The 10,871-nt window shown below is 70.9% G+C and carries 9 protein-coding genes; 6 read left to right on the top strand and 3 right to left on the bottom strand.

All coding sequences use genetic code 11. The features are described 5' to 3' along the window. Positions 1-56: 56 nt before the first annotated feature. The 3 genes from ACFWNN_RS40500 to ACFWNN_RS40490 are packed head-to-tail and all read right to left on the bottom strand — an operon-like array spanning position 57 to position 2,658. Positions 57-713, bottom strand: coding sequence for a response regulator (locus ACFWNN_RS40500; RefSeq protein ID WP_382445278.1), 657 nt, complete (start codon positions 711-713; stop codon positions 57-59). Beyond that, complete coding sequence (locus tag ACFWNN_RS40495) at positions 710-1,834, bottom strand: sensor histidine kinase (protein WP_382445277.1); 1,125 nt, start codon at positions 1,832-1,834, stop codon at positions 710-712. The genes ACFWNN_RS40500 and ACFWNN_RS40495 overlap by 4 nt, the downstream gene beginning before the upstream one ends. Further along, positions 1,831-2,658 (bottom strand): CPBP family intramembrane glutamic endopeptidase, encoded by an 828-nt coding sequence (locus tag ACFWNN_RS40490; RefSeq protein ID WP_382445276.1) that lies wholly within the window; start codon positions 2,656-2,658, stop codon positions 1,831-1,833. Before ACFWNN_RS40490 ends, ACFWNN_RS40495 begins: the two co-directional genes overlap by 4 nt. A 281-nt stretch (positions 2,659-2,939) precedes the next feature. On the opposite strand from ACFWNN_RS40490, the gene ACFWNN_RS40485 reads away from it, so the two are divergent. The 6 genes from ACFWNN_RS40485 (at position 2,940) to ACFWNN_RS40460 (ending at position 10,870) form a co-directional block, all read left to right on the top strand. Then, on the top strand, positions 2,940-3,911 hold the full coding sequence (locus tag ACFWNN_RS40485; protein ID WP_382445304.1) for a TerC/Alx family metal homeostasis membrane protein: 972 nt from the start codon (positions 2,940-2,942) through the stop codon (positions 3,909-3,911). Positions 3,912-4,193: 282 nt separating this feature from the next. Further along, entirely contained in the window at positions 4,194-6,662 is a 2,469-nt protein-coding gene (locus tag ACFWNN_RS40480; RefSeq protein WP_382445275.1) for an excinuclease ABC subunit UvrA, read from the top strand. Positions 6,663-6,689: 27 nt separating this feature from the next. Next, on the top strand, positions 6,690-7,496 hold the full coding sequence (locus tag ACFWNN_RS40475) for an IclR family transcriptional regulator C-terminal domain-containing protein (protein ID WP_382445274.1): 807 nt from the start codon (positions 6,690-6,692) through the stop codon (positions 7,494-7,496). A 74-nt stretch (positions 7,497-7,570) separates the two neighbouring features. Then, positions 7,571-8,983: an amidohydrolase family protein gene (locus ACFWNN_RS40470; RefSeq protein WP_382445273.1), complete on the top strand. Its 1,413-nt coding sequence runs from the start codon at positions 7,571-7,573 to the stop codon at positions 8,981-8,983. Continuing rightward, the gene (locus ACFWNN_RS40465; RefSeq protein WP_382445272.1) at positions 8,983-10,119 is read left to right on the top strand and encodes a CaiB/BaiF CoA transferase family protein; all 1,137 of its coding nucleotides are present in this window, start codon (positions 8,983-8,985) and stop codon (positions 10,117-10,119) included. The genes ACFWNN_RS40470 and ACFWNN_RS40465 overlap by 1 nt, the downstream gene beginning before the upstream one ends. Continuing rightward, a complete protein-coding gene (locus tag ACFWNN_RS40460; RefSeq protein ID WP_382445271.1) occupies positions 10,106-10,870 on the top strand; it encodes a citryl-CoA lyase in 765 nt (254 codons plus the stop codon). The genes ACFWNN_RS40465 and ACFWNN_RS40460 overlap by 14 nt, the downstream gene beginning before the upstream one ends. The last annotated feature ends 1 nt before the right edge of the window (position 10,871 follow it).

Below are 10,871 nucleotides of genomic sequence, written 5' to 3'. Positions count from 1 at the left end.
CATGGTTCTTACCGCTTCGTGACGGTCGCGTCACGTCTCGTAATCACGCGATAAGATCAGCTGACCAGACCGCGCCGGTACGCGTAGACGACCGCCTGCACCCGATCCCGCAGGTCGAGCTTGGTCAGGATGCGCGACACGTAGGTCTTCACGGTCTCCTGGCTGATCACCAGCGCCGCCGCGATCTCGCTGTTCGACAGTCCCTCCGCGATCAGCCGCAGCACCTCCAGCTCCCGTGGCGCGAGCGAGGTCTCCGCGACCTCCTCGGCGGGCCGGATGCGCGCCGCGAACCGTCCGACGAGCTGCCGCGTCACCTCCGGCGCCAGCAGCGCCGCACCGCTCGCGACCGTCCGGATGCCCTGCAGCAACTGGGCGGGCGGCGCGTCCTTCAGCAGGAACCCGCTCGCCCCGGCCCGCAACGCCTCGTAGACGTACTCGTCCAGGTTGAACGTCGTGACCACCAGGACCTTCACCGGATCGGGCACGCCGGCGCCCGCCAGCAACCGGGTCGCCCCGATGCCGTCGAGCACCGGCATCCGCACGTCCATCACGACGACGTCGGGCCGCAGCCGTCCGGCGAGGTCGACCGCCGCCCGGCCGTCCCCGCACTCCCCCACGACCTCCAGGTCGGGCTGCGCGTCGATGATCGTCGCGAACCCCGTGCGGATCAGCGCCTGGTCGTCGCAGACGAGCACGCGCACCGGTGCGGTCACGCGGGGTTCCCCGCCGGGATGCGGGCCTTCACCACGAACTCGCCGCCGCTGCGGCCCGCCGAGAACTCGCCGCCGAGCACGTCCACGCGCTCGCGCAGCCCGGCCAGCCCTCGCCCGCTGCCCCCGACCGGACTGGACGACGCGTCGCCCGCCGTGCCGACCTCCACCGTGATGTCCCTTTCGCCGTACCGCACGTACACGTTCGTCTGGTTGCCGTGCGCGTACTTCAACGCGTTCGTCAACGCCTCCTGCACCACCCGGTACGCCACGGCCTCGGCGCTGCCCGCGTCACCGGTCGCCTCGCCCTCCTCGGCGAACTCGACGGGCTGCCCGGCGAGGCGGGTCTGCTCGACCAGCGTGCGCAGGTCGCCGACGCGTTCCGGGCTGTGGTCGGGGTTCAGCAGGTCGAGCAGGTGCCGCAGGTCGGTGAGCGACCGCCGGCCGGTGTCGGTGATCGCCTGCAGCGTCTGGTCCAGCTTGTCGGGTGCCGCCGACAGGTACCGCGCCGCCTCGGCCTGCACGACCATCGCCGTCACGTGATGGGTCACCACGTCGTGCAGCTCGCGGGCGATCAACGTCCGTTCGGCGACGCGGGTGGCCGCCGCGACGTGCTGCCGCCGTTCGGCCTCGGCACTGCGCGAGAGCCGCAGCCACGCCCCGATCGCCCAGGCCGCGGCCAGCGCCAGGTAGAAGGTGACGAACCCGGCGACGCCCTCCGTCGACCCGCTCAGGTCGAGGACCACGGACAACCCCAGGTACGCGGCGGAGGCCGCGATCACCGCGGCCCGCCGGTCGTGTTCCAGGTGCAGCCCGGCGCTGATCAACGCGATCGGCAACGCCGTCCCCGCGACCGTGTGATAGCCGCGCACCTGGTCCACGACGAACGCCGCCGACACGAGAGCGAGGCAGACCAGCGGCCACTTGCGCCGGAAGACCAGCGGCAGGCACTCGACCGCGATCACGACGATCGCCAGCCAGTCGAACGGCCGCGTCGGCAGCTCCCCGAGCTGGGTTCCCTTGCTGTGCAACGCGGGGACCAGCGACCCGAGCGCGAGCGCCAGCGCGATCGGCGCGTCCTGGACGCGGACGTCCAAGCCGCGCCACCGCTGGAGGCTGATCACGCGCCGAGGGTAGCGGCCGGGGCGGTGGCGCCGCGGCGGGGCACGAGGTTGCCCCGGCGCTTCGCCAGCCACAGGAACGCCACGGTCACCGCGATGCCGAACACCAGGGAGTAGATGCTGGCCTCGGGCCCGAACGCGCCGCCGCTGACGATCGCCGGACCGGACGTGACGCCGTCCAGCAGCCCCTGCGGCGCGTCCTGGCCGGACACGCTCGTGCTGAAGATGCCGCCCTGCGCGAAGTTCCAGGCGAAGTGAATGCCGATCGGCACCCACAGGTTGCGGGTCGCGGCGTACGCGGCGGCGAGCATGAACCCGGCCTCGACGGCGATGGCCAGCGACGTCCAGAGCGTCGCGTTGGGGTTGAAGAAGTGCGCGAACCCGAACAGCACTCCGCTGAGCGTCAACGAGATCCACGTGCCGAAGCGTCGTTCGACGAGCCGGAACAGCAGGCCGCGGAACATCAGTTCCTCCGTCACCGCGGCCGCCGCCATGAACCCGAAGAGCGCGAGCGCCCCCGTCAGCGACCCGAACCCGCGCACCTCGTACCCGCCGAGGAACGCGATGTTCACGATCACCAGCACGAACATCAGGAACCCGATCAGCACTCCCCTGCCCAGCGCGCCGGGGGCGATCTTCCAGTCCACCTCGGCGGGTTCGCGCTGCTCGGTCCTGCGCACGATCCAGCCGTAGGCGAGCAGGGCCAGGACGGCCGCCAGCACACCGCCGGCCAGGGTGAGCGGCCAGTTCCAGCCGAGAGCCTGCACGCCGGTGCCGGCCGCCCACGACACCGCCACCACCACGACGATCTGCATCAGAATTCGCATGGCCGGAACGCTAGGGATTTCGCTCGCCCGGAACGTCCCCGCGCGGTGGACACCTCCGTGTAGCTCGCACGGGGGACACGGCTCTCAAACTTCTCGCCCCCTGAGATCCACCCCACTATCGGGTTACTTGAGCATTACTAACCCTTTACCTATGCTGTGCGGCGAGGGGAGTACTTCCCAAGCGTCTACCCGGTCAGTACGGACGTCCCCAGCGACATCCCCGGGAGGCCGCCCCACCAGGGGTGAAGGAGACCTCGAACGATCGTTGTTCGAGGAGGTCCCTGCCCGTGCACTCCGTGGCATCCCCCGCTCTGTGGTTCATCAGCATCGCGGTGCTGCTCGGTCTGCTGGTCGTCGACTTCCTGGTCACACGGCGCCCGCACGAGGTGTCGATCAAGGAAGCGGCCGGCTGGTCGATCTTCTACCTGGCGTTGCCGTTCGTGTTCGGCCTCTGGCTGTGGTTCGAGTTCGGCAGCGGCCAGTCGCTGGAGTTCATCACCGGGTTCGTGGTGGAGAAGTCCCTCTCCGTCGACAACCTGTTCGTCTTCATGCTGCTGCTCGCGGCGTTCAGCGTCCCGAGCGAGATCCAGCAGCGCGTGCTGCTCTACGGCATCGTCGGCGCACTGGTGCTGCGCGGCATCTTCATCGCGGCCGGCGCGGCGATGCTGTCGGCGGGCACCTGGGCGTTCCTGGTGTTCGGCCTGGTGCTGTTCGCCTCGGCGGTGAAGATCCTGCACGCCGCCCTGGCCGGCGAACCCGAGGCCAAGGACACGTCGAAGATGCGGTCCGTGCGGCTGCTGCGCAGGCTGATGCCCGTCACCGACGACTACCGCGGCACGAAGATGCTCGTCCGCGAGAACGGCCGACGCGCCCTCACCCCGCTCGCCATCGTGGTGGTGGCGATCTTCGCGACCGACGTCGTGTTCGCGATCGACTCGGTGCCCGCCGTCTACGGCATCACCGAGGACCCGTACCTCGTCTTCACCACCAACGCGTTCGCGCTGCTCGGCCTGCGCGCCCTGTACTTCGTGCTGCACTCGGCGCTGGCCAAGCTCGTGCACCTCAACCACGGCCTCGCGCTCATCCTGGCGTTCATCGGCGTGAAGCTGGTGCTGCACTGGGCGCACGACGTGTGGCCGTCCGTCCCGACCATCCCGACGCCGGTCTCGCTGGCCGTCATCATCGCCACGCTGGGCGTCGTCACCCTCACCAGCCTCCGTGCCAACCGCAGGGAACCAGCCAGTTTGGACTGATCGCCATGGCCACCGCGCGCCTGATCGACTTCCTCGTGGACGTCAGCGTGACACTGCTCGTGCTGTCCGCTCTGGTGATCGCGTGCGCGGTGCTGGCGTCCAGACCCTAGGCCCTGTCCTGTGGGTCTGTCCGATGAGAGTCACGGTCGAGAGGCGCGGAGGCGGTGCCGCCGAAGCGGCCTCATACCGGGCGTATCCGGGCGCTTCGGCGGTGCCGCCTCCGCGCCCCTCGGCCGCGACTATCGCGGGCGAGACCCACAGGACAGGGCCTAGGTTCGGTGCATGCGGGAACAGCCTCTGGCCATCGAGGTGCGGGGTGCGCGGGTGCACAACCTGCGCGACGTCGACGTCACGGTGCCGTTGCGGCAACTCGTCGCGATCGCCGGTGTGTCCGGGTCGGGCAAGTCGTCGCTCGCGATGGGCGTGCTGTACGCGGAGGGCTCGCGGCGCTACATCGAGGCGTTGTCGACCTACACGCGGCGCCGGATGTCCCAGGCGCCGCGGGCCGCCGTGGACAGCGTGCGGCACGTCCCGGCCGCGCTCGCGTTGCGGCAACGGCCGGGCGTGCCGGGGGTGCGCAGCACGTTCGGCACGTCGACCGAGCTGCTCAACGTGCTGCGGCTGCTGTTCTCGCGGCTCGCGTCGCACGTGTGCCCCAACGGCCACCGGCAGGAGCCGTCGATCAACGTCGCGGCGGAGATCGGCGTGACCTGCCCGGTGTGCGGGGTGACGTTCACCCCTCCCGGAGCGGAGGCGCTGGCGTTCAACTCCGACGGCGCGTGCCCGCACTGCACGGGCACCGGGGTCGTGCGGGAGGTCGACGACGACCGGCTGGTGCCTGATCCGTCCCTCACGATCGCCCAGGGTGCCGTGGCGCCGTGGGGCATGTTCGGGTTGTCGATCATGCCGGAGGTGATCGGCGAGTTCGGGGTGCGCACCGACGTGCCGTACGCCGACCTCACTGACGCCGAACGCGAGATCGTGATGAACGGCCCGGCCGAGAAGCGGCAGATCCGGGTGCCGTCCAAGGCCGGGCGGCTGTTCGACCTGAACTTCACCTACCGCAACGCGCGGCTCGCGGTGCGGGAGGCGCTCGCCAACGCGACCACCGAACGCGGCCTCAACCGCGTCAACCGGTTCATCACCAGCCAGACCTGCCCGACCTGCCACGGCACGCGGCTCTCCCCCGCCGCGCTGGCCCCGCGGGTGGACGGGATCGACCTCGCCGAGGCCACCGCGAAGACGCTGGACGACCTGGTCGCCTGGGTTCCGCGCGTCGTGGAGTCCCTGCCCGGCGACATGCTGGCGATGGGCCGGAGCATCGCCGGACAACTGCTCGGCACCGCGCGGCGGCTGGTCGAGCTGGGACTGGGCTATCTGAGCCTGGACCGGGCATCCTCGACGCTGTCGACCGGGGAGCGGCAACGCGTCCAGCTCGCGCGGGCGGTGCGCAACGAGACCACCGGGGTGCTCTACGTCCTCGACGAACCGTCGATCGGGCTGCACCCGTCCAACGTGGACGGACTGCTCGGCGTGGTGCGGGACCTGTTGCGGGACGGCAACTCCGTGGTGCTGGTGGACCACGACGTGCAGGTGCTGCGCGAGGCGGACTGGCTGATCGAGATCGGCCCCGGTTCCGGCGCGGAGGGCGGCCGGGTGCTCGCCACCGGCACGGTGGCGGCGCTCGCCGAGAACCCGGACTCCTTGCTGGGCGGCTTCCTCGTCGGCCGCGAGCCGGTGGTCGTGCGGGAGCGGGCACTCGACACGTTCGAACACGGGCGGATCCACCTGGCCACCCGGCCGGTGCACACCGTCCACGCCCTCGCGCTCGATCTCCCGGTCGGACGGCTGACCGCGGTCACCGGCGTCTCCGGCTCGGGCAAGACCACGCTGGTGCTGGAGAGCCTCGTGCCGGCGGTGCGGGCCAAGAACTCCGGCGAACGGCCGCCCGCGTGGGTCGCCGAGGTCGACGCCGGGGCGATCACCAGGGTCAACGTGGTCGACGCGACCCCGATCGGCGTCAACGTCCGCTCGACCGTCGCCACCTACAGCGGGGTGCTCGACGACCTCCGGCGCGCCTACGCGGCGGTGGCGGACGGGCTGACCGCCAGCGACTTCTCCTACAACACCGGGTCGTTGCGCTGCCCGCGCTGCGAGGGCACCGGGGAGATCTCGCTGGACGTGCAGTTCCTGCCGGACGTCGACATCGCCTGCCCGGACTGCGGCGGCACCCGCTACTCCCCCGCCGCGAGCGAGCACGTCCGCGACGGGATCACGTTGCCGGCGCTGCTCGCGCTGACCGTGCGGCAGGCCGTCGAGCACGTGCGGGGCCTGCGGAAGGTGCGCACCCGGCTGCAGTCGCTGATCGACCTCGGCCTGGGCTACCTGACGCTGGGCGAGGCCACGACGGCGTTGTCCGGCGGTGAGGCGCAACGGCTGAAGCTCGCCTCGGAGCTCGACCGCGACCAGTCGGACGCGTTGTTCGTGCTGGACGAACCCAGCGTGGGCCTGCACCCGCTCGACGTCCGCACGCTGCTGGCGGTGATCGGGAGGCTGACCGGCCGGGGCGCGACGGTGGTGGTGATCGAGCACGACCTCGACCTGATCGCCAACGCCGACTTCGTGGTGGACATGGGCCCTGGAGGCGGCGCGGCGGGCGGCACGATCGTCGTGTCCGGTACCCCGCAGGAGGTCGTCGAGGCTCCGGGCAGTCTCACCGGGCAGTACCTCGGCAAACACCTCGAGTCATAACGGACAGGTGTCCGTTATCGTGGGCGCATGCCTGCTCGCCCTGACACCGGCCCCGACTTCATCGAGGCGCTCGCCCGCGGCCTGGACGTGATCCGCGCCTTCGGGCCACTGCGCCCGGTGATGACGCTGAGCGAGGTCGCCGCCGCCACGGACCTGGCCCGGCCGACCACCCGCCGCATCCTGCTCACCCTGGTCGAGCTCGGGTACGCGCGGCAGAGCGAGGCCGGCTTCGCGCTCACGCCGCGCGTGCTCGAGCTCGGCGTGGCGTACGTGCGGTCGATGGGGCTGTGGGACGTGGCGCGGCCGCACATGGAACGGCTGTGCGCCCGCACCAACGAGTCCGTGTCGATCGCGCAGCTCGACGGGTCGGACATCGTCTACGTCGCACGCGTGGCCGTGCCGAAGATCGTCACGCTGTCGGTGCAGATCGGCACGCGGTTCCCGGCCTTGTCCACGTCACTGGGAAAAGTGCAGCTCGCGGCGCTGTCGCCGGAGGAGCTGGAGGCCGTGCTCGCGCAGCCGACGCGGTCCGGGCTGACGTCGCGATGGCAGCCGGACGCGGCCGAGCGCGACGCGGCTTTGCGGGACGTCCGGGCGCGCGGGTGGGCGTTGACGGACGAGCAGCTCGCGCTGGGGATCCGGTCGATCGCGGCGCCGTTGCGGGACGGGAACGGCACGGTGATCGCCGGGATCAACGTCAACTGCCACGCGTCGGAGACGTCGGTCGAGCAGATGGTCGATCACCACCTGCCGTTGCTGCTGCAGGTCGCGGGCGAGATCAGCGCGGACTTCGCACGCCTGGGCACGGTGCCGCACGAGGTCGTCGCGTCCTGAGGGGTTGACCGGGCGGCGGAGAAGGTTGAGGATTCAACGGACACCTGTCCGCCAGACGGTCAAGGAGTTCCCTCATGAGTTCCATCGTCCTGAGAAACGGCACTGTCCTGACCATGGCGGGCCCGCCCCTGCCCGACCACGACGTCCTCGTGGTGGACGACCGGATCGCGGCCGTCGGGCCCGCGTTGGAGGTGCCGGAGGGGACCGTCGAGGTCGACGCCTCGGGCGGCATCGTGATGCCGGGCATGATCGACACGCACCGGCACATGTGGCAGACGGCGATGCGCGGCTACGGCGCCGACTGGACGCTGACGCAGTACTTCGTCTGGTACTACCTGGAGTGGGGCAAGGTCTTCCGGCCGGAGGACATCCACGCCGGCAACCTGCTGGGCGCCGCCGAGGCGCTGGACGCCGGCGTCACCACGACCGTCGACTGGTCGCACGGCCTGCAGACGCCGGACCACGCGGACGCCGCCGTGGACGCGTTGCAGGCGGTGCCGGGCCGGTTCGTGCTGGCGTACGGGAACATCCAGGACAGCCCGGCCTCGTGGACGGCCAAGCCCGAGTTCCGCGACTTCGTGTCGCGCCGCATCACCGGCGACGACATGCTCGGCTTCCAGCTCGCGTTCGACGTCACCGGCGACCCGTCGTTCCCGGAGAAAGCGGCCTTCGAGGTCGCGCGGGAGCTCGGTGTGCCCGTGACGACGCACGCGGGCGTGTGGGGCGCGACGAACGACGACGGCATCAGGCTGATGCACGACAACGGGTTCATGACACCGGAGTCCATCTACGTGCACGCGGCGACGTTGTCCGCCGACTCGTACCACCGCATCGCGGCGACCGGCGGGTCGATCTCCGTGTCGACCGAGAGCGAGCAGAGCGCGGGTCAGGGCTACCCGCCCACCTGGGCGATCCGCGAGCACGGCATCCCGGTGTCGCTGTCGATGGACACGTCGGTGTGGTGGAGCGGCGACCTGTTCTCGGCGATGCGCACGACGCTGGGCGCGGACCGGTCCCGCGAGCACATGGCCGCGCACGAGCGCAACGACACCGTCACGCACTCGGCGTTGCGGGCCGAGCAGGTCGTGCAGTGGGCGACGCTCGGTGGCGCACAGGCGTTGGGACGACCCGACCTCGGCAGCCTCGAAGTGGGCAAGAAGGCCGACGTCGTGTTGCTGCGCAACGAGAACTCCCCCGCGATGTTCCCGTTGCTCAACCCGTACGGGCACGTGGCGTTCCAGGCGCAACGGTCCGATGTGGACACCGTGATCGTCGACGGCAGGATCGTGAAGCGCGACCACAAGCTGGTCGGCGTCGATCTCGGCGCGATCCGCTCGCAGGTGTCCCAGACCGTCGACCACCTGCGCGCGCAGCTCGGCGAGGAGGCGTGGCAGAAGGGCATGAACCCCGACATCCCGGAGTCCAAGGTGCTGGACAACCCGTACACATACACCGAGTACCGCGGCGACACCCGGACGTCCGTCTGATGGGTGCGCTCGACGGACTGCTCGTCGCCGACTTCTCCCGCGTCCTGGCCGGCCCGTACGCGACCATGCTGCTCGCGGACATGGGCGCCTCGGTGGTCAAGGTCGAGGGCCCGGCCGGGGACGAGACCCGCACGTGGACGCCGCCCGTGCGGGAGGACGTGTCGACCTACTACCTCGGTATCAACCGGGGCAAGCGGTCGATCGCCCTCGACCTGCGCGACCCGGACGACGCCGCGCTGGGCCGCGAACTGGCCCGGCGCGCGGACGTGGTGATCGAGAACTTCAAGCCCGGCGGCCTCGCCAAGTACGGCCTCGACCACGCCTCGGTCAGCGCGGAGAACCCTCGGGTCGTCTACGCGTCGATCACCGGTTTCGGGTCGGGTGCGGGCAGTCACGTGCCCGGTTACGACCTGATGGTGCAGGCGATCTCGGGCCTGATGAGTCTCACCGGCGATCCGGACGGGCCGCCGTACCGCGCGGGCATCTCGGTGTTCGACGTGATGGCCGGCAACCACGCGGTGATCGGCATCCTGGCTGCGCTGCGGCATCGCGACCAGACCGGCGCGGGCCAGCTGGTCGAGGTCAACCTCTTGTCGTCCGCGTTGACGGGTCTGGTGAACCACAGCTCGGCGTTCGTGGCCGGCGGGGTCGTGCCGTTCCGGATGGGCAACGCGCACCCCAGCGTGTTCCCCTACGAACCGCTGCCGACCGCCGACAACGACCTGATCGTCGCGGCGGCCAACGACGGCCAGTTCCGGCGGTTGTGCGAGGTCCTGGGGTTGCCGGAGATCCCGGACGACCCGAGGTTCGCCCGCAACGCCGACCGCACCCGCAACCGCGAGGAGCTGCGGCCGGTCCTGGAGGAACGGCTGCGCACGCGCGGTGCGGTGGAGTGGTTCGACCTGCTCGTGGCGGCCGGGGTGCCGTGCGGGCCGATCAACACGATCGACGGCGGGTTCGCGATGGCCGAGCGGTTCGGGCTCGATCCCGTCGTGGTGGTCGGGGACGTCCCGACGACGCGGCACCCGATCCGGTTCTCGGAGACGCCGGCGGCCTACGAGCTGCCGCCGCCGCGGTTGGACGAGCACGGAGACGAGCTGCGTGCCTGGCTGGAGGAGGACCGTGACGGTCTATGAAACCGCGCTCGGCGCGTCGACCACCGACACGATCACGTTGCTGGGCAAGGATCTCGCCCGGGACGTGATGGGGAACGTCGGGTTCGGCGAGCTGGCGTTCTGGCTCGCCACCCAGCGCCGGCCGAGTCCCGGTGAGACCCGGTTGTTCGAGGCCGTGCTCGCGGCGCTGGCCGACCACGGGTTCACGCCGACCGCGATCGTCAGCCGCCTCACGTTCCTGTCCGCGCCCGACTCCGTGCAGGGCGCTCTCGCCGCCGGGCTGCTCGGCGGCGGGTCGCGGTTCCTCGGCGTCACCGAGGACGCCGGGCGGTTCCTGCACGCTGTCGTGAGCGGCACGAACTCCACCGACTGGGACGCGCTGGCGTTGGAAACCCTGCAGGCGCAGGGAAAGGCGCGCATTCCCGGGCTCGGCCACCACGTGCACAAGAACGGCGACCCGCGCACCGCCCGGCTCTACGAGATCGCCGAGGAAGAGGGGCTGGTCGGACCGCATCTCCAGCTGTTCGCAGCGATCGGCCGGGTGCACCCGCAGGTGCTCGGCAGGACGTTGCCGCTCAACGGCGCCGGCACGTGCGGAGCGGTGCTGGCCGACCTCGGGCTGCCGCTGGAGTTGTTGCGGGGCTTCGCGTTGCTGGCCCGCACGGCCGGGTTGATCGGGCAGCTCGCCGAGGAGCTGCGCAACCCCGTCGCCAACGAGATCTTCCTGTCCGTCGATTCGAACACCAGGTCCGTCGCGCCTGTCGAGGAGTGAG

Origin of the sequence: Lentzea sp. NPDC058450 (assembly GCF_042721395.1) — a bacterium.
GTDB lineage: Bacteria > Actinomycetota > Actinomycetes > Mycobacteriales > Pseudonocardiaceae > Lentzea.
This window is presented reverse-complemented; position numbering and strand designations above follow the sequence as displayed.

Bases quoted from the DNA above. Each gene is read 5' to 3' on its own strand.
- ACFWNN_RS40465 (WP_382445272.1), top strand. From the start codon at position 8,983: ATGGGTGCGCTCGACGGACTGCTCGTCGCCGACTTCTCCCGCGTCCTG.
- ACFWNN_RS40490 (WP_382445276.1), bottom strand. From the start codon at position 2,658: ATGCGAATTCTGATGCAGATCGTCGTGGTGGTGGCGGTGTCGTGGGCG.
- ACFWNN_RS40470 (WP_382445273.1), top strand. From the start codon at position 7,571: ATGAGTTCCATCGTCCTGAGAAACGGCACTGTCCTGACCATGGCGGGC.
- ACFWNN_RS40475 (WP_382445274.1), top strand. From the start codon at position 6,690: ATGCCTGCTCGCCCTGACACCGGCCCCGACTTCATCGAGGCGCTCGCC.
- ACFWNN_RS40480 (WP_382445275.1), top strand. From the start codon at position 4,194: ATGCGGGAACAGCCTCTGGCCATCGAGGTGCGGGGTGCGCGGGTGCAC.